This window comes from Kitasatospora sp. NPDC004723 (assembly GCF_040609255.1).
Classification (GTDB): domain Bacteria; phylum Actinomycetota; class Actinomycetes; order Streptomycetales; family Streptomycetaceae; genus Kitasatospora.
In genome coordinates this window covers 15527-34314 of sequence record NZ_JBEXJT010000046.1, presented here as the reverse complement: position 1 = coordinate 34314, position 18788 = coordinate 15527, and the positions used below count along the sequence as shown (strand labels likewise).

The window sequence follows — 18788 nt, the reverse complement described above, 5'->3', positions numbered from 1 at the left end:
GGCGCAGATCACGGATTCCTGAACGGGGGGGAACCGTTCGGGTTCACCCCTGGGCCGGCACCGAGTCGATCGGTAGGTTCCGAACGATCTCTGTGCAACCGAAGTGTCCGTGGATTCAGGGGTGGGGGCCGTGAACGCGCACTGGTACCGCAAGATCGTCCGGAGACCGATCGGCCGCAGGGTGGCCCAGCTGCTCATCCTCGCGCTGGTCGCCGTCGGGCTCGGTATTCCACCGGCCGCCTGGGCCGTGCCCAAGGACCGCGCCGTGGTCTCGGCGCCGCTGCCGCCCGGCCGGGTGAGCGCCGATGCGGGCCCCGGCGGCCCCGGGGCCGGCGAGTCGACGGCCACTCAGGAGCCGATCCCGGACGACAGTCCGCTCGGCCGGGAACGGGCCGCGATCGCCGCGGAGGCGAAGGCGGCCTCGGAGCCGCCCAGGCCCGCACCCGGACCGGCCCCGGCACCCGACGCCGAGGAGTACGAGCGGCAGCTGGCGGCGCTGAAGGCGGCCGGACCGCTTCCCGAGCACCGCATCCCGCCGACCGAGGTGGACGACACCGGCAAGCGCCGCCGCGCGACCGGCCCGGCGCCGCTGACGCTCGACCAGCTGGCCGACCCGCCCGCCGCGAAGGACTCCGGGCGGAACGGGGCCGCAGCCCCGCAGGGCGTGGCCGCGACGCGGCACTACGGCGCCACCTACGCGGTCGGCGCGATCCAGGTGGCCCCGCGCTACAACGCGATCGGCTACCAGCGGATCACCGTGGACAACACGTCCGACTTCACCTGGACCACCAGCGGGCAGATGCTCGTCCTGCACCTGTACCGCGACGACAAGACCCTGATCAACTTCATCGCCGCACTCACCGCCCTGCCCGTCGACGTGGCGCCCGGCCAGTCCATCACCTTCGACGCGGTGATCCCGGAGCTCGGCCCGGGTGCCTATCTGCTGTCCTACGAGATGACCGACCTGTCCGACGGCGCCTACCCGTTCTCCCACTACCAAGTGCCCGCCTCGCAGGCCTCCCGGATGGTCGTGCCGCACTACGCGCCGACCGCGAAGGACGGCTGGCCCACCTACGGCGGTACCGTCGCCACCCGCACGCCGACCCTCTCCGCCTTCGTCGGAGACGACCGCAGCGTCCAGGTCCAGTACGAGATCCAGGTCTGCCCGACCAGCGACCCGGCGCAGCCCGGTTGCTGGGGTTCCGGCATGGTCAACCTGCCGGCCCACCCGGGCGGATGGGGCGCGGTCGCGACCTTCACCCCGTCCGCCGACGCGCTGCACTGGAACACCACCTACTGGTGGCGGATCCGGGTCCAGGACCCGGGCTACACCTCGCCGTTCAGCGGGATGAGCCCCTTCACGACCGTCGTGCCGCCGCCGAACGACTCCGCCCGCCTCGGGCTGGACCCGGGCGCCCTCGACGAGGTCGGCGTCAACCTCTACCTCGGCAACTACACCCGCCGCGAGACCGACTTCGACTTTCCGGAACCCACCATCGGCCTCCAGGTGCAGCGCACCTACAACAGCGCCGCCACCGCCAACACCTCCTTCGGCATCGGCTGGAGCTCGCTGTGGGACATGGGCGTCGCCGACGCCGGGAACGGTATCTTCACGCTCAGACTGGACGACGGACGGAAGGTCAACTTCGGCCGCGAGCCCTACCCGAACAGCGGCTTCGTCGCCCAGTACGGCAGCGGCGGCCTCGGCGAGTGGGTGGACGCGAGCCACATCCGAATGGGCGCCCGCGACTACTACTTCACCGGCCAGGACCTCCAGGTCACCGACTGGACGGGAGGCGGCAACCTCCAACTGGAGCACGGCGACCCCAACGGCCAGACCTCCCGGATGTACCTCGCGTCCTCGAACCGCGCCCTGTACGTCCGATGGGACGGCCGCGGCCACATCAGCTCCGTCTCCACCGAACGGGTGTACGACTCCCCGACCGCGATCACCTGGTCCTACACCTACACCGACGACTACCTGACCAAGGTCTGCGACCCGGCCGGCGGTTGCACCACCTACACCTACGAGAGCAGCCGGCCCGGCGGGGGCACCAAGCGCCTGGTCAAGGCGCAGCGCGCCCGAGCCGAGAACGTCACCACCGTCGTCTACGACGGCGACCGGGTGTTCCACGTCGGCCGGGCCGACAACAACGCCACGGGTGTCGACAACGGCTGGACGTACGACCGCAGGATCGACACCTCCGGCCCGAGCCCGGTGCCGATCGTCCACCGCACCGACCCGCGCGGTGTCCACACCTACTACCAGTACAACCGGGAAGGCCAGCTCGCCTACCGCTGGACGGCGACCCCGACACCACCCGCCAACCGGTTGCGGATGTTCACCTACGACATCTTCGGTGAACTGACCGCCTCCGTCGACGAGAACAGCAACGTCACCCGGTACGGCTGGAGCAACTTCGGCATGCGCACCCGGGTCATCCGCTACCGCACCCCCCTCCAGCCGTTCCAGGAGAGCACCGAGTACCACCTCGACACGAACCGGATCGGTGATCCGGTCAACGGCAAGCCGACGAAGGTCACCGACGCCAACGGCCACTCCATCGCGTACGACTACGACCCCATGGGCCGCCTCGTCACCGAGACCAACCCGGTCGGCGGCACCACCGGAATGACCTGGGCCTGCGGCGCGCCCATCACGAACGACATTCACCCCAATCACCGCGAGGGCGACCGCGGCACCTGTTACAAGGTGGTCGGTGTCACCGACCCGGGCAGCAGGCTCACCCGCTACGGCTACAACCGCGAGGGCGACCAGACCATGGTCGTCCTCCCGGGCGGCGGGCGTACCGACACCTTCACGGACGACCTCGGGCGGGTGACCCGGCGCACCGTCACCGACCCCGCCCAGCCGAACGGCGCGACCACCACCTACACCTACGACAAGTTCGGCCGCCTCGCCACCGAGACCGCGCCCGCGGTGCCGAACCCCGTCAGCGGCGTCACCCACCAGGCCCGCACCAGCTACACCTACGACCCGGACGGCAACGTCGCCACGAAGACCGTCGCCGACCTCACCCCCGCCGCCCAGGGCGGCGACGCCGCGCGCACCACCACCTACGGCTACGACGCCCAGGACCGGCTCACCAGAGTCACCGAGGACGGCGTCACCACCAAGCGCGTCGTCTACGACCAGATCGGCAACGTCACCGACAGCTGGAGCCCCAACGGCGCGCACTACGTCTACGGCTACGACATCAACGGCCGCCTGAGCCAGGTCGACCTCCTGGGCTTCGTCGACGACCCGACCGCCAACTCCCCGCCGCGCCAGGTGCGGCTGAAGACCTTCGGCTACGACGACGCCGGCCGCCTCGCCCACGTCACCGACGCCATGCAGCACCTGGTGACGTACACCTACACCAACGACAACCTGGTGCTCACCGAGAAGTTCTCGCTGGTGAACCAGCAGGGGACGAGCACCCGCGAGATCACCCTGCACACCTTCACCTACGACAACGCCGGAAACGTCGTCAAGGACGTGCGCGGTGACGGCGCCGCCGCCCGCACCACCGTCTTCGCCTACGACGCCGCCAACCGCGTCACCTCCACCACCGGCGACCCGGGCGGCCTCAACCGCACGGCCACCACGGCCTACGACACGGCCGGCCTGGTCACCTCCACCACCGTGACCGACGGCACCCGCACCGAGACCAGTGAGAACGTCTGGGAGGCCGCGACCGGCCGGCTCGCCGCCACCGTCACCCGCCCCGACGCCGCCACCGCGCTGGTCACCGGCTACCTGCGCGACGCCGGGGGACGGGTCCTCGCCACCACCGACCCGCGCGGCATGCCGCAGCCCGGCGCCCCCGGCCAGGCCGACCCGGCGTACACCACCACGAACGCCTTCGACCAGCTCGGACGGCTCTCCAGCACCACCACGCCCGCCACCCCGGTCGAGGACGGCACGCCCGGCGCCGTCGCCACCGCCCAGCAGGGCACCACGACCCGCGGCTACAACACCTTCGGAGAGGTCACCGAGGTCAAGGACGCCACCGGCGCCGTCACCCGCTTCCTCTACGACAAGCAGGGCCACCGCACCGAGGCCCGGCTGCCCGCCTACACCCCGCCCGGTGCCACCGCCGCCCTGAACCCGGTCGAGAAGTGGACCTACGACGCGGACGGCAACACCACCTCGCACACCGACGCGCTCGGCCGCACCACCACCTACACCTACGACCTGCGTGACCGGCTGGTGCGCACCACCCTGCCGCCCGCCACCTCCGGGGCCGCGCCCGGCGTCACCGTGGTGCGCCGCGACGACAACGGCAACGTGCTCTCCGTCATAGACCCGACCGGCGCCCAGACCCTCGCCGTCTACGACGGCATGGACCGGCGGATCTCCGCCACCTCGGTGGTCCGCAACGGCACCGCCACCCCCGACAGCTACACGACCGCCTACACCCACGACGACTTCGGCGACGTCCTCACCGAGACCCTCGGCGCCACCTCCACCACCTACACCTACAACAAGCTCGGCGAGCGCGTCTCCAGCACCCCGGCCGGCCGCGGCACCACCCGCTACACCTACGACCTCGCCGGCCGCACCGCCACCGTGACCGACCCGCTCGGCCGCAAGTCCACCACCAGCTACGACCTGGCCGGCCGGGCGACGGCCAGGACCGTCGCGGACCCGGCCGGCACCGTCCTCGCCCGCACCGGATACGGCTACGACGCGGTCGGCAACACGGTGAGCGTCACCGACCCCGACGGCCAGGTCTGGCGCACCGCCTACGACGCCCGCAACCGGCCGACCACGCTCACCGACCCCGCGGTGCGCCCCGGCGATACCGCCTCCGCCCCGGTCACCGGCCTCGGCCACGACCTGCTCGGCCGGCTCACCCGGATCACCGACGCCAACGGCAACGCCACCCACCAGCGGTACAACTCCCTCGGCCTGGCCGAGGCGCAGTCGCTGCCGGCCGTCCCCGCCGACCAGTCCGCCGCCGACCGGACCACCACCACCGGCTACGACGCGGCCGGACAGGTCACCGCCATCACCCAGCCCGGCGGCGTGCGGCACACGTTCGGCTACGACGGTCTCGGCCGGCTGACCAACGAGTCCGGCACCGGCGGCGACGGTGACGCCTCCCGCACCTTCGGCTACGACCTCGCCGGCCGGGTCACCTCCGCCTCCGCCCCCGGCGGCGCGCAGACCTTCGCCTGGGACGACCGCGGCCTGCTCACCGGCAGCCAGGGACCGCTCGGCACCAGCTCCTTCACCTACGACGCCGCCGCCCGCCCGCTCACCGAGACCGCCCCCGGCGGTGCCAAGGTCAGCTACACCTGGAACGGCAACAACGACCTCGGCACCGTCACCGACAACCTCTCCGGCCTGACCCGGACCCTCACCCACGACCTCGCCGGCCAGGTCACCACCGAACAGCGCAAGGCCGGCCAGAGCGCCGGACCGACCCGGAGCCTCGGCTACGACGGCCTCGGCCGGATCACCACCGACACCGTCACCGACCCCGCCGGCCACCTCTCCACCCAGCTCACCTACAGCTGGGACCCGGCCGGCCGACTGCTCACCAGCGGCTCCACCGGCACCGCCGACCCGCACGGCGAGACCTACGACTACGACCCCGCCGGCCGCCTCACCCGGGTCACCGACACCACCAAGGGAACCGGCACCGACTACGGCTGGGACGCCGCCGGCAACCGCACCTCCGTCACCGACTGGACCGGCACCGCCGCCCAGCACACCGCCACCGGCACCAGCACCGCCGCCTACGATCCGCGCAACCGCCTGACCTCCAGCACGGCCGCCGACGGCGCGACCACCAGCTACACCTTCACCCCGCGTGGCACCCTCGCCACCACGACCACCAAGGACGCAGCGGGCGCCGTCACCGCCACCTCCACCAACCGCTACGACGCGCTCGGCCGGCTCACCGGCGTCGACGGCCGCAGCTACGCCTACGACGCCCTCGACCGGCTCACCGCCGCGACCGCCGGCACCGCCGCGGCGGCCTCCTTCAGCTACGCCGGACTCGCCAAGGAACCGGACTCCGACGGTAGTTGGTCCTACGCCCGGGCCCTGGACGGCACCGCGATAGCGGCTGCCCCGAGCGGCGGAGGCACCGCCCGCACCCTGCTCACCAACGCCCACCACGACGTGCTCGGCGCCACCGACACCGGCAGCGGCGCGCTGGCCGCCGGGCGCTCCTACAGCCCCTTCGGCAAGCCCACCGCCACCAGCGGCGCGGCCCCGGCCCTCGGCTTCCAGGGCGGCTGGACCGACCCCGCCACCGGCCGCGTGCACGCCCAGGCCCGCTGGTACGACCCCGGCACCGGCCGCTTCACCTCCGCCGACGACCGGGTCCCCGGCCTGCGCACCGCCGCCACCGCCAACCGCTACGGCTACGGTGCCGGCGACCCGGTCGGCCGCTGGGACCCCGACGGCCACTTCGACCTCGGCGCGCTGCTCGGGCAGGGCGCCCGCGCGGTCGGCAGCCTGGCCGGGGACGGCCTGGAGCTGCTCGGCACCGCCCTGCGGGCCGGCGGCGGCCTGGCCGCCACCATCGCGGAGGAGGCGGCGGCCGTGGGTGGCGAGATCGTCGCCGTCGGCGCCACCGTGGCCGAGGCCGGTGCCGCCGCGGTCACCTGCTCGGTCGCCTGCACCGCCGCGCTGGTGGTCGGCGCGATCGTGGTGGTCGCCTTCGCCGGCTACGTCGTCTACGAGGTGGTCAACGCCGACGGCAGCCTGAGCCCCGTCTCCACCGGCTCCGGCACCGACGGCGTCACCGTCACCGACCCGGGCACCAACCAGCTCCCCAAGCCCCCCGTCGGCGCCCAGCCGCCCAAGCCCAAGCCGCCGCAGTCCGCCCCGCCCCGGCCGTACGTCGTCAGCACCAGCAAGGCCACGACCACCGACGTGCGCACCGAGGTGACCACCTGGTGGGACGACACCTACCTCTACGAGCGCACCGACACCTGGATCACCGACACCACCCGGGTCACCTCCTACTACTCCGACGGCTCCTGGACCAAGAGCGGGCCGCAGGTCAGTGTCCGCCACTACTGGGAGACCGTGTGGCGGGCGCTGATCGACCTCACCAATCCGATCCAGCTGCCCACCCCCACCGACACCAGCAGCGCCGACCCGCACCTCGACGAGCCGAGCGACCCCGAAGCCGGCTGCGGAACCGGAGGCCCCGCCGACGCCTGCCTCGCCGCCAATGCCGACGGTCGCCTCCCCGCCGGCGCCCTCGACCCCCGACCGGCGGACGCCGGCCAGGGCGGCAAGGGGGGTGGCAAGGGCGGGAAGGAAGCCGCCAACTGCGCGCCGGGACCGCAGGGCGGCCAGAGCGACGGCGGGCTGGAGTGGGTCGACCCCGAGACCATCAACTTCTCGCAGCGGACCATCAGTCCGAACAACTACGTCGGGGCGATGCGCAACGGGACCTGGGACTGGACCCGGCCGGGCACCGCACTTCACGTGATCGAGGTCGACGGGCAACTCGTCAGCTACGACAACCGCCGGCTCGACGCGGCCCGGGAAGCGGGCAAGCCGGTCGCGATCGAGCGCGTCGACCCCTGCGCCCCGTCGATCAAGAAGGGCAAGAACTGGGAGGAGGCGTTCGACGCGCGGATGAACGACCCGCGTAACATCGAGCAGGGCGGTCCGGTTCCCCCGAAGGGCCTGTACGAGCGGCCGGCCCCGATCAACGGTCAGGGGTAACGATGCGCAGGGCGTGGGTCGCCGATCTGTGGCAGGACGGTCGGATGCCGGTCGACTGCGGTCTGTTCTGCGCGGACGGCACCGGGCGGGAGGCCGACTGCGACGGCGCGGAGCTGACCTGGTTCAGGCTGGGGGATCCGATCGACATGGAGGCCCTGCGAACGGCACGCCCCGGCTGGAGCGCCTCCGCCGACGTCTTCGCCGAAGTGGTGCTCCCGGACGGCTCGGGGCGCTTGCTGAGCGGGGGCGGCTCGCACGGGTCGGACGGGTTCTTCGCCCGGCTCGACGCGCGGGGCGACCTGCTGTGGCTGGTGCACCTGCTCTGCAACGAGCTCGTGGAGATCACCGTCGACTGGCCGCTGGCCACCTTCACCAACAACTGCGACAACAGCCTGACCGTCGACCTGAGCGGTCCCGACTTCGGACCGGCCCGATGACGCAGGCCGGTGCCTTCTGCCGGATCTTCGTGGACGGCGGCCTCCGGCAGACCCGCGTGCTGCTGGAGGCCGCCACCGGCGGGCGGTTCGACGACGGCGTCCTGGAACTGCCGGACGCCGTCGTCGAGGTCCGGCGCAACGAGGACGCGGCGCCGGGCGCGGAGGAGTTCCTGTGGTGGCCGGTCACCGTGGAGATCGACCTTCCGCCCGGGCCGGCGCCGGGCGGGGTGGTCGAACTCGTGGCCCGGATCCTCCGCGCCCTCGACGGTGCCGGCCGGCCCGCCGTCGCCGCCTGCGACTTCGAGGACGAACTGCCATGGCGCGGCGGGATCGCCCGGTACGGGATCGGCCGGTAGGGGCCGGTCGGTCGGTAGGAGGTCGGTCGGTCCGGTTCGCTCAGGCCCGGGCCGAACCGGCTTCCCCCGTCGGGGGGTTGACGGCGAAGAGCTGCTCCTCGACCTGGTCGAGGGCCACCCGCAGGGCGCCCATCGCGACGACCTCCGAGCCCAGGGCCGCCAGTGCCACCTCCGGGGCACGCAGGGTGAACTCGGCGAGGCGTTCGCGCAGCGGGTCGAGGACGCCGTCCAGGCCGGCCGCCCAGCCGCCGATCACCACCAGCTGCGGGTCGATGGCCAGGACGAGGGCGGCGACGCTCTGCACCAGGCGGGTCAGGAACCGGTCGGTGGCGACCCGTGCCACCTCGTCGCCCTCGCGCGCCAGCCGCAGCACCCGGGCGACCGCCGCCTCGTCCAGCGGGTTGAGCGGCTTGCCGGTGGTGGAGAGCAGACGCTCCGGCGTCACCTCCTGCCCCAGCAGGTGCAGTGCGCCGATCTCGCCGGCCGCGCCGCCGAAGCCCCGGTGCAGGCGGCCGTTGATGAGCGAACCGGCCCCCGGGCTCAGCCCCGCCATCACGAACACCACGTCGTCGGCGCCGACCGCCGCGCCCTGCCAGTGCTCGGCGATGGCGGCGAGGTTGGCGTCGTTCTCGATCATCACCGGGCAGCGGAACGAGCGCCGCAGCCGGGCCCCGAGGTCCAGCCCGGTCCACCCGGGCATCGCGGTGCCCAGCTGCACGGTGCCGTCCCGGTCGACGATGCCCGGGGTGCCGACGCCCACCGCCCACAGGTTGTCCCGCGACACGCCCGCCTTGCGCAGCACCTCCGCGACCACCGACCGTACGGCGGCGAGCCGTTCCTCCGCGTCCAGCGACTCCTCGACCGGCCGGAAGTGGCTGCCCACCACCTCTCCGGCGAGGTCGGCGAGGACGATCCGGATGTCGTGCACGCCGATCTCGATGCCGAGGATGTGCCCGGCCTCGGCGCGGAACCGGAACCACCGGGCCGGCCGGCCGCGCCGTCCGGCACCCGCCTGGCCGCCCGACTGCGGCTCGACCTCGGCGACCAGGCCGGTCTCCACCAGTCCCTCGATCACGCCCTCGACCGTCGGCCGGGACAGCCCGGTGTCGCCGACCAGTTGGGTCAGGGTCACCGCGTGGCCCTCGCGCAGCGCCCGGAGGGTCACCGCCGCGTTGATCCGCCGCAGGAGTGAGGAGTCGCCACCGGTGAGTCTGTCCGCCAAGACGCTGCCCTTCGCCGTTCCGCGCGACTGCCCTTGCGCGCGTGCCGTGTAAACGGGCACCGCCGGGCGGCGCCGCCGGAGCGTCACACCCGGGGCCGCCCCCGGGCGGACCCGCGGGAGTCGGCCGCCCGGCGGAACCGGCACGGCGGTGCTGCGCCGCCTGGCCGGTCCGGGTGGCCTGAGCCGGATGCTACCGGGGCCCGCCCCGCCCGGCGAGCATCTTCCCAGCTCATCCAGGCTTCGGTATCGAAATGGTACGGATCGGGTGGCAGTGCGTGATCCTGCGTGATCACGGACCTACCGCCCCGCCGCCCTGCGGTCACCGCAGCGCCGTCAGCGCAGGCCGCCCGTCGCGCCGAGGTTCTGCCCGGAGACCCACCGGCCGTCCGGGCCGACCAGGAACGCGATCACGTCGGCGACGTCCGCCGGCTGCCCGAGCCGCCGCAGCGGGGTCATCGCGGCGACCGTCTCCAGCGCCTGCGGGGGGTTGGTGGAGCGCAGCAGCTCGGTCTCCACCGGCCCGGGGGAGACGGTGTTGCAGGTGATCCCGCGCGGCCCGAGCTCCAGCGCCGCAGCCTCCGTCAGCTGTTCCAGGGCGCCCTTGCCGGCGAGGTACGGGGCGATGCCGGTGGTGGGGCGGCGGGTGTTGAGGGAGGAGACGTTGACGATCCGCCCGCCGTCGCGCATCCGGCGCGCCGCGTACCGCAGGGTCAGGAAGACCGCGCGGGTGTTGACGGCGAGCACGGCGTCGAAGTCCGCCGCCTCGGTCTCGGCGAGCGGTGTGCGGGTGAAGCCGCGTGCCGCGTTGTTGACGAGGATGTCGAGGCCGCCGAGCTCCTTCTCGGCCGCCGCCATCAGCTGCTCCGCGCCGTCGGGTTCGCCGAGGTCGGACCGCACGGCGTGCGCCCGTCCGACCCCGCGCGCGGCCACCGTGCGCACCACCTCGGCCGCCGCCGCGTCGTCCTGCGCGTAGCCGAACACGACGTGCGCGCCGTCCGCCGCCAGCCGCTCCACCACGGCTCGCCCGATCCCGCGTGAGCCGCCCGTGACGACCGCCGCCCGTCCTGCCAGCACCCCGTCCGGCAGTCCGCCCGACACCGCGTCCGACATCCGGCCCACCCCGCTTCCCCGCCGGCCGCACACCGGCTTCGGGGAGAACCTACCCTCCGTCGGATCCCCCGGCCACCCGCTTCCGGTCGAACTGAGCGGACGTCAAAGAGGGTGCTGCTGAGGCTTTTCGGGGATGGCGTGGCTCCTTGCGCCACGGCCGGGCCTCCGGCTGGATCGTTCACAACGTGCCAGGTGAGAAGGGAAGTTCAAAGGCATCCCGCCGGCCTTGCGCCACGGCGTGGACGGAGCGGCTGGTCAGGGGCTCTATGCTGGCGCGCATGCTGAGCGAGACACGCCCGGTGAGTTCGGGGGCGGCCATCTTGTCGGACCAGGAGTTCGTGCGGGCACAGACCCGGATCGGGCCGGTGCCGTTTGTGCCCGAGGTGCGGTTGCACATGGCGGAGGACGCCATCGAGCTGTGGGAGACCACGGAGGCCGCGCGTGGCGAGGTCGGGCTGCCGCCGCCGTTCTGGGCCTTCGCCTGGGCGGGCGGCGTCGGGGTGGCCCGGTACGTGCTGGACCACCCGGAACTGGTCGCCGGGCGCACGGTGCTGGACCTGGCGGCGGGCTCCGGGCTGGTCGGCATCGCGGCGGCGCAACGCGGCGCCCGGTCGGTGCGGGCCGCCGAGATCGACGCGTACGCCGTCGCCGCGATCGGGGTCAACGCGGCCGCCAACGGGGTGGAGGTGGCGGCGGCCGTCGAGGACCTGCTGGACGGGGACGGCGCACCGGCGGAGGTGGTGCTCGCCGGGGACGTCTTCTACGAGCGGGCGATGGCGGCACGCTTCCTGCCGTTCCTGCAACGCGCCCGGGCGCGGGGCGCGGTCGTCATCGTCGGCGACCCCGGCCGCGCCTACCTGCCGCGCGAGCGGTTCACGGCCCTGGCGGCGTACGACGTCCCGGTGATCGCGGACCTGGAGGACACGGCGCTGAAGACGACGACGGTGTGGGAACTGGCGGGAGGCCCGTCCGGCACCTGAAATTCCCGGCCGGGCGGTGCGCGGCCCTGGTAGACACGCCCGCATGATCGATTTCACCCTGCGCGCCGCCGTCCCCGACGACATCCCCGCCGTACTGGGCCTGTGGGCCCGCGCCGCCAAGGGCACCAGCATCACCGACGACGCCGACGGCGTGGCGGCGCTGCTGGCCCGCGACCCGCAGTGCCTGCTGCTCGCCGCCCGGGCGGACGACCCTGCCGTCCTGCTCGGCACGGTCATCGCCGGCTGGGACGGCTGGCGCTGCCACCTGTACCGCCTCGCCGTCGACCCGGACCACCGCCGCCGCGGCATCGGCGCGGCCCTGCTGGCCGCCGCGGAGGCCCGGTTCGCCGCCCTCGGTGGTCGCCGCGCGGACGCGATGGTGCTGGACGACAACACCCTCGGCCACCGCACCTGGCAGGCCGCCGGCTACGGCTCGCAGCCCCAGTGGACCCGCTGGGTCAAGCCCCTGGCGGCGGACCGACCCGCCCGGCCCGGGGCCGGAAACCCTCGCAGCGGGCCATGAAGGTCACTCGTCCCAGCCGAAGGCGAACCGGCCTGTGTTGCTGTCGCGGCCGACGCTCCAGGGGCGGGGCGGGGTGTCGGCGAGAACTCCGCCTCGGCCCACCCGGCGATCGCCGGGGCGATCTCCAGGGCGCGGACCGAAATGACGGGGCGGGTGCCATGTGACGGGGGACGACCCTCGGCGGGCGGCGGACTGAGCCGTACGGGTGGGGGTGCGGTGGCGCCGGGGCGGTGGGGGCGGGCTCGGGCGGGAGGCTGGTTGCTTCGGAGCGGGCAGGTGGTGTTGGTCGGGAGGGCGTGTGAGTGGTCGTGGTCGTGGTCGCGGTGGTGCGGCGGGCGCGGGCCCTGATGCCGGGGTGCTCGGTACGGCGCTCGGTGTGGTGCTGGCGTTCTCGCTGGCGGAGGGTTCGTGGGAGTGGTTCTCCACGTACCTGGGGCTGACGTTGCTCACGGTCGTGTTGGCCTTCGGGCGCGTTCCGGGGCGGGGGGCTGCTGGTTTCGGGTGGAATCTGGCGGCGTACTCGCTGGTGGTGGGCCTGTGCGTGGCGCTCGCGCTGGCGCCGGCGTTGCAGCGGTGGGAGTGGCTGTTCCCGATGCCGGGCACGCGGGACGGGTGTGTGCAGGCGGGCCGGTACGAGAACCTGCACGCGCAGGCCGCGCTGGGGGACCTGGCCGGGAAGGATGCGGCGGCGCTGGCGTACGCGCAGGAGCAGCAGAGCCGGGTGGCGGTGGACGACTGCCTGGCGGCGACCACGACGCGGTGGCTCCCGGTGTACGCGCTGGGCACGGCGCTGCTGGTGAGCGGGGGCGTGGTGCTGCGGGGGAGGGCGCGGCGGGCCGGGTGAGCGCCCCCGGTCGCCGGATGGGCGCGGATGGGTGGCGGGTGGCAGGGGGGCGTGATGCGGTGGGGCCATCCGCATGCGAACCGTCCGCAACCTCGGAAGTGAGCCACGCCGTCATGACCGTTCCGACCGGGCCGATCGAGCCCGCCGAGCTGATCGCCCGGATCCCCGACTTCGAGCAGGCCCTCGCCCTCCACCGCGACCAGGAACCGCCCACGGCCATCAACCTGTCCGTCGCGGAGAACGTCCTCGTGTACGAGGACTCGATGCAGAAGAGGGTGTTCAACGAGATCGAGCTGCTGCCGGAGACGTACATCCAGTACAAGCGCCCGTACGGTGAGGACAGGCTGCGCCAGGAGGTCGCGGCGTTGCTGAGCAAGGCCTTCGAGGTGGACGTCGCCTGGGGCGACGTGTTCGGCGCGGGCGGCGTCGGGTCGGCGCTGGAGTGTCTCGCGTTCGCGCTCCAGGACCCGCCGAAGACGGGGGAGGCCGGTCCGCCGCCGTTGAAGGAGGGCGACGCGGTGCTGCTGCCGGCGCCGTACTGGCAGGGGTTCAACTGGTCGTTCGAGCAGCGGCCGAAGCTGACGTGCGTCCCCGTGCCGCTGCCCACCGAGGGGCCGGACCGGTTCCGGCTCACGCTGGACGCGATCAGGGACGAGTACTTCCGCTACTACCGCGTGCACGGTGAGTACCCCCGGCTGCTGGTGCTGACCAACCCGCAGAACCCGCTGGGCGTCAACTACGGGAAGCAGCTGCTGGACGAGATCTACGCCTGGGTGCTCGGCGAGACCGAAATGCACATCATCTCTGATGAGATCTACGCACATTCGCAGGTCGACGGGGTGCGGGTGCCGTTCACGAGTGCGTTGGCGCTGGAGGCGTACGGGCGAGCGTGGAACCGGATCCACGTGGTGTGGGGGTTCGCGAAGGACTTCGGGCTCTCGGGGTTCCGGACCGGGTTCGTGGTCTCGAAGTACGGGCCGGTGCAGCGGGCGATGCTGGGGACGTCGGGCATCGAGGAGAAGAAGAACCCGATGTCGTGGTTCACCCCGGTCGACTCGCTGAAGCACTACGTGCTCGGGGAACTGCTGGAGGCCACGGTGAACGGGCCCGGCGCGGAGCTGTACACCAGCTATGCGATGCGGCGCTACAAGGAGCTGCTGAGCGAGAGCTTCGTGAAGGTGCGGGAGCGGTTGGTCACGAGGGGGATCGAGTTCGTCTATACGGAGGGTGACAACCCGGCCCAGTTCTTCTGGCTGGACCTGACGGCGTACCTGGGGAAGCGGAAGGAGAAGGAGCCCTGTAGCCCGCTCCCGTTCACCCCGCCGAACGAGATGGACCCCGATGAGCAGTGGCTCTTCGAGTACCTGCGCTGCGCACCGACCGAAGTCACCCTCCTCCCGGGCCAGACCATGCACAGCCCCGCCCCCGGGTTCTTCCGCCTGTGCTACACGGCCTACCAGCCGGAGGTGGTGTGCACGGCGATCGACCGCGTGGCGAAGGCCCTGGCCCTCCTGAAGTAGGGGACCATGCGGCTGGTCGGCCCCGGAGGAATCGTCCTCCGGGGCCGACCACTTCAGGAGACACCGCCGCCGAGCCCTACGTGCGCTGCGCCGCCACCTGCGGCGCCCGCCACTGACCGCGAACACCCCCGGCGCAGGAAATCGGCCCGGCCGATTTCCTGCGCCACGACCGCTTGACCCGTGCTGGACGATGAGAGCGTGATCGACAAGGAACGCGCCATCGAGCTCGTCGAGTGCTACCTGGCGGGCGACGGGCCAGCCTTCGAGCGGGTTGTCCACGCCGTGGAGGAGTACGAGGTCGGGTGGCTCGTGTTCTGGGGCCCGGCCGCGTCGGCCCGGGCCGGGGACGGGGGCGGCAGGCCTGTCGGCGGGAACAGTCATGTGCTCGTGGACCGGTACGACGGAAGCCTGCACCACGTCCCCGATGCCTGGTGGCCGACCGAGGGGTGGGAGGACCACTACCTGCTCCAGACCAAGGGTGTCCGCCGCCCCGATCCGCTGGCCGCCGCCGTCCGTGAACTGGTGCGGTCCGCCGGGGCCGTGGCCGCGATGAGGCATCTGCGCAGGCAGGCGCCGGGGTTGGGTCCGCGGGAGGCCAAGGCCTACCTCGCGGCCGTCCGGGACGGCGCCGAGCCTCCGGAGGAGCTGGCGGCCCTCACGCGCAAGAAGCCCACCTCGCCGCTGTGGCCGGTCGAGACCCTGGCCGGCCCCGTCGAGTAGCGGGCCGAGGTAGCGTGCAGATATGGATCATGACGAACAGTCACTGCACGCATCGTCCTTCGGCTCCGCGGCCGTCGCCTACGCCGAGCACCGGCCGGACTACGCCCGGGCCGCGGTGCGGTGGGCGCTGGAAGCGGCGCCCGGGCCGCGGGTGCTCGATCTCGGCGCCGGGACCGGGAAGCTGACGGGAACGCTGGTGGCCCTGGGGGCCGACGTCGTCGCCGTCGAGCCGGACGCGGCGATGCTGGGCGAGCTGCGCCGCGCGCTGCCCGCCGTCCGCGCCCTGCCGGGCAGCGCCGAGCGGATCCCGCTGCCGGACGCCTCCGTCGACGCCGTCGTCGCCGGAAACGCCATGCACTGGTTCGACATGGCCGTCGCGGGACCGGAGATCGCCCGCGTCCTCGCACCCGGCGGTGTGCTGGCCGGGCTGTGGAACCTGCTGGACGACGAGGTGGACTGGGTCGCCGGGCTCGCGCGGGTCGGCGGGACCGAGGCGATCGGCGAGCGTGACACGCCCGCCAGTTGGCGCGCGGTGACGGCGGGCATGCACCTTCCGAGGAACGGTGACGCCGCCCGCTTCGGCTCGCCGGAGCAGTCCGCCTTCCCGCACGGGCAGCGTCGCACCGCCGACTCCCTCGTCGACACCCTGGCGACGCGCGCGGGCATGCTCGTCATGCCGGAACAGGAGCGCGAGGCCAGGCGCAGCGCGATCCGGGCCTACCTCGCCGGCCGGCCCGAGCTCGCCGACGGCGAGTTCACCCTCCCCATGCTGACCGGGGTGCTGCGCGCCAAGCGGCTCTGACGGCACCCCTGCCGACGGGGCGGTGGCGGCGAGTTGGGCCCGAGCCCGGCTGGGGTAGCGTTCGTGTGCAAAGGACCAACGATTCCGTCGGCCGTGGCGCGCTCGGCGGACCAGGGGAGGACAACGTGACCACGGGTACCGGCCGGAGGGTCGTCCTGATCCGGCATGCGCAGGCCGAGCGGGAGACGCCGGTCGACAAGGAGCGGCGTCTCGACGAGCGGGGGCGGGCGGAGGCGTCCGGTGCCGGGCGATGGCTCGCGGATTCCGGCATCGCGCCGGATCTCGCGCGGGTGTCCGGGGCCCGCCGGACCGGGGAGACCTGGGAACGCGTGGCCGCCGCGTTGCCGCAGGTTCCCGAGACGATCCACGAGGAGCGGCTCTACGACCTGAGTGTGGAGATCCACCGGGGGGAGGGAGGGATCGCCGAGCTGGTCGCGATGGTGCGGGACACCTCGGACGGCGTGCGCGACCTGGTCGTCGTCGGACACAATCCGAGCCTGCACGAGCTGGTCGCGCTTCTGGCCGGGGCGGCCGACGGTGACCTCGCGCAGCGGGCGGCGGAGTCCGGCTTCCCGACCGCGTCCGTGGCCGTCCTGGAGTTCGATGGTTCCTGGCAGGCGCTCGGACCCGGCGTCGCGAGGCTCACCGCGTTCTGGACGCCGCCGCAAGGCTGAGGCCCCGCGGCGGCGCCCCGCCCGGCCGTCGACGCCCTCGGCCGACAAATTCGCTACCCGGCGGCGGGAGCGCCGTGATACACAACCGGCGTGCAAAAAATCTTGGAGTTCCCCGAGGTCCTGCGGCTGATCGAAGACCGCTCGGCCGCGTTCCGCACTGCGATCGCGTCCGCCCCCGACCTTGACGTCCAGGTCCCGACCTGTCCGGACTGGACACTGCGCGAACTGGCGCAGCACCTCGGTGACGGCCGGCGCCGCCAGGCCGCCATCGTCGCGGCGGGCCCGGGCGCCGAGCCCCCGGCGAGGACGGACCCGAAGGGCGCCCCGACCGCGCCCCGCGACCGCGAAGCCCTGGACGCCTGGCTCGCCGAGTCGACCGAGCTCATGCTCGACGCGCTGCGCGAGGCCGGCCCGGACCGCGGCTGCTGGACCTGGTGGGGCCGCTCGCAGGCCCCGGAGACCAGTGGAGCGGTGGCCCGGCACCAGATCCAGGAGATCGCCGTCCACACCTACGACGTCCAGCTCATCCAGGGCGCCGCGCAGCCGCTGCCGACGGACGTCGCGGTCGAGGGTGTCGACGAGTTCCTGACGACCGTCTCGGCGACGACCGTCCCCTGGCCGTTCAAGCCGGCGACCATCGACCTGCACGCGACCGAGGGCCGTTCCTGGCGCCTGACCCTCGACGCCGACGGGGTCCGCTGTGACGACCTCGCCGCCGACGCGGAGCCGGGCGACCTGGTGATGCGAGGCGCAGCGAGCGAACTGGTCCTCTACTTCTACGCGCGCGTCCCGCTCGACGGCCTGGACAACACCGGGAACACCGAGCCGATGGAGCAGCTCGCAGAGTGGGACCCGAACGCGTGAACGCGCACGTCGACGGCGGCCCTTGCCCGGGTCACGAGCTGGTGCGGGCAGGACTGCCGGAGGCGAGCGCCACCGGGGCGGCGGTCAGCCCAGCGGACGGGGCTGCGGGCGGACGGTGAGGATCTGTTCGGCCTGGCCGACCGGCCCGTTCACGTCGTGCAGGACGGTGCTGGTCAGGCCCTGGCCGGTCGGGCCGAAGGTGACCGTGGTGTCCAGGCCGGTCCAGGGACCGGTCGGCGCGCGGTGCAGGTGGATCGTCAGGTCGACGTTGGGGAACATCCACTCCGTCGGATCCTGCTGCGGGGCGATGCCGTTGGCGGTGTCCACCAGCGCGACGAAGGTCGCCAGCGGGCTGCTCGGCTCGCCCGCGACCAGGTCGACACGCGAGGTCAGCCACGCCGTCGTCCGGCCCCGGCGGGCCGGCGGCATGCGGCGCACGTCGATGGAGGCGATGTAGCCGCCGTCCCACGCCTCGCCCATCGTCCACAGCGGGAGCGAATCGGGCGCGGGCAGCGGCTCGCGCGGGCTGTCGGCGACGGCCGAGGTGTCCAGGGTGGCCAGCAGCCAGGCGCGGGCCCGCACGACGGCGCGCCCGCCGATCGTCACCGTCGCCTCGAGGAGCTCGATGGTGCGGCCGGGGCGGACGGTCTCCACGGTGATCTCGCACTCGTCGAGCGCGATCCGGCCGAGGATGTCATAGCTGATCCGGGAGAGCGCCAGGCCCCCGGCACGTCCGGCGAGGTGCTGGTCGAGGGCGTGCACGACGAGGCCGGCCAGCGGGCTGAAGTGCTGCTCGTCAACGCTCCACGCACCACCCGCGTGCGCGGTGGGCTTGAACGTGTGCTCGCCCGTCCGGTGGTAGTAGCTCTCGCGCTCGATCGTGCTGGTGGTCACGGGTGGCGTCTCCTCGACCGGGGCAGGTGCATCGTTCCCGAATCGTAGGCGGCGGGGGCGGTGGCGGTCGCCGTGATCTGTCGCACAGTGGGGCGAAAAGGGAGATGAAGGGGATGGCGGTCGACCCCTAGGCTGGCGCG

The 18788-nt window shown here is 73.2% G+C and carries 14 protein-coding genes; 11 read left to right on the top strand and 3 right to left on the bottom strand.

Annotation, left to right across the window (positions count from 1 at the left end):
• Positions 1-130: 130 nt before the first annotated feature.
• The 3 genes from ABZW10_RS31270 to ABZW10_RS31260 are packed head-to-tail and all read left to right on the top strand — an operon-like array spanning position 131 to position 8495.
• The gene (locus ABZW10_RS31270) at positions 131-7702 is read left to right on the top strand and encodes an RHS repeat-associated core domain-containing protein (RefSeq protein WP_355372609.1); all 7572 of its coding nucleotides are present in this window, start codon (positions 131-133) and stop codon (positions 7700-7702) included.
• Between the two features lie 2 nt (positions 7703-7704).
• Positions 7705-8139, top strand: a complete 435-nt coding sequence (locus tag ABZW10_RS31265) for a hypothetical protein (RefSeq protein WP_355372606.1) — start codon at positions 7705-7707, stop codon at positions 8137-8139.
• Positions 8136-8495 (top strand): hypothetical protein, encoded by a 360-nt coding sequence (locus ABZW10_RS31260; RefSeq protein ID WP_355372603.1) that lies wholly within the window; start codon positions 8136-8138, stop codon positions 8493-8495. Before ABZW10_RS31265 ends, ABZW10_RS31260 begins: the two co-directional genes overlap by 4 nt.
• Positions 8496-8535: 40 nt before the next feature.
• Here ABZW10_RS31260 and ABZW10_RS31255 read toward each other — a convergent pair whose 3' ends face one another.
• The gene (locus ABZW10_RS31255) at positions 8536-9717 is read right to left on the bottom strand and encodes an ROK family protein (RefSeq protein ID WP_355372600.1); all 1182 of its coding nucleotides are present in this window, start codon (positions 9715-9717) and stop codon (positions 8536-8538) included.
• A 333-nt stretch (positions 9718-10050) separates the two neighbouring features.
• Complete coding sequence (locus tag ABZW10_RS31250) at positions 10051-10827, bottom strand: SDR family oxidoreductase (RefSeq protein ID WP_355372598.1); 777 nt, start codon at positions 10825-10827, stop codon at positions 10051-10053.
• A 278-nt stretch (positions 10828-11105) separates the two neighbouring features.
• Here ABZW10_RS31250 and ABZW10_RS31245 point away from each other — a divergent pair, with 278 nt between their 5' ends.
• From ABZW10_RS31245 to ABZW10_RS31210, 8 genes are all read left to right on the top strand, one after another.
• The gene (locus ABZW10_RS31245) at positions 11106-11807 is read left to right on the top strand and encodes a 50S ribosomal protein L11 methyltransferase (RefSeq protein WP_355372595.1); all 702 of its coding nucleotides are present in this window, start codon (positions 11106-11108) and stop codon (positions 11805-11807) included.
• Positions 11808-11850: 43 nt separating this feature from the next.
• Positions 11851-12330 carry a GNAT family N-acetyltransferase gene (locus ABZW10_RS31240; protein WP_355372592.1) on the top strand — a complete coding sequence of 160 codons (480 nt, stop codon included), beginning with the start codon at positions 11851-11853 and terminating at the stop codon, positions 12328-12330.
• 298 nt (positions 12331-12628) lie between these two features.
• Positions 12629-13174, top strand: a complete 546-nt coding sequence (locus ABZW10_RS31235; protein WP_355372589.1) for a hypothetical protein — start codon at positions 12629-12631, stop codon at positions 13172-13174.
• 113 nt (positions 13175-13287) lie between these two features.
• Positions 13288-14694, top strand: coding sequence for a pyridoxal phosphate-dependent aminotransferase (locus ABZW10_RS31230; protein WP_355372587.1), 1407 nt, complete (start codon positions 13288-13290; stop codon positions 14692-14694).
• Between the two features lie 198 nt (positions 14695-14892).
• Positions 14893-15414: a hypothetical protein gene (locus ABZW10_RS31225; RefSeq protein WP_355372585.1), complete on the top strand. Its 522-nt coding sequence runs from the start codon at positions 14893-14895 to the stop codon at positions 15412-15414.
• A 22-nt stretch (positions 15415-15436) separates the two neighbouring features.
• Positions 15437-16216, top strand: a complete 780-nt coding sequence (locus ABZW10_RS31220) for a class I SAM-dependent methyltransferase (protein WP_355372582.1) — start codon at positions 15437-15439, stop codon at positions 16214-16216.
• A 125-nt stretch (positions 16217-16341) separates the two neighbouring features.
• Positions 16342-16890, top strand: coding sequence for a histidine phosphatase family protein (locus ABZW10_RS31215; RefSeq protein WP_355372580.1), 549 nt, complete (start codon positions 16342-16344; stop codon positions 16888-16890).
• A gap of 90 nt (positions 16891-16980) precedes the next feature.
• Positions 16981-17754, top strand: coding sequence for a maleylpyruvate isomerase family mycothiol-dependent enzyme (locus tag ABZW10_RS31210; protein ID WP_355372577.1), 774 nt, complete (start codon positions 16981-16983; stop codon positions 17752-17754).
• An 84-nt stretch (positions 17755-17838) separates the two neighbouring features.
• Here the strand turns inward: ABZW10_RS31210 and ABZW10_RS31205 are convergent, their stop codons facing one another.
• Positions 17839-18648, bottom strand: a complete 810-nt coding sequence (locus ABZW10_RS31205; RefSeq protein ID WP_355372574.1) for a thioesterase family protein — start codon at positions 18646-18648, stop codon at positions 17839-17841.
• Positions 18649-18788 lie beyond the last annotated feature (140 nt).

Coding starts and splice junctions, on each gene's coding strand:
- ABZW10_RS31265 (WP_355372606.1), top strand. CDS start 7,705: ATGCGCAGGGCGTGGGTCGCCGATCTGTGGCAGGACGGTCGGATGCCG.
- ABZW10_RS31260 (WP_355372603.1), top strand. CDS start 8,136: ATGACGCAGGCCGGTGCCTTCTGCCGGATCTTCGTGGACGGCGGCCTC.
- ABZW10_RS31250 (WP_355372598.1), bottom strand. CDS start 10,827: ATGTCGGACGCGGTGTCGGGCGGACTGCCGGACGGGGTGCTGGCAGGA.
- ABZW10_RS31245 (WP_355372595.1), top strand. CDS start 11,106: ATGCTGAGCGAGACACGCCCGGTGAGTTCGGGGGCGGCCATCTTGTCG.
- ABZW10_RS31240 (WP_355372592.1), top strand. CDS start 11,851: ATGATCGATTTCACCCTGCGCGCCGCCGTCCCCGACGACATCCCCGCC.
- ABZW10_RS31230 (WP_355372587.1), top strand. CDS start 13,288: ATGACCGTTCCGACCGGGCCGATCGAGCCCGCCGAGCTGATCGCCCGG.
- ABZW10_RS31220 (WP_355372582.1), top strand. CDS start 15,437: ATGGATCATGACGAACAGTCACTGCACGCATCGTCCTTCGGCTCCGCG.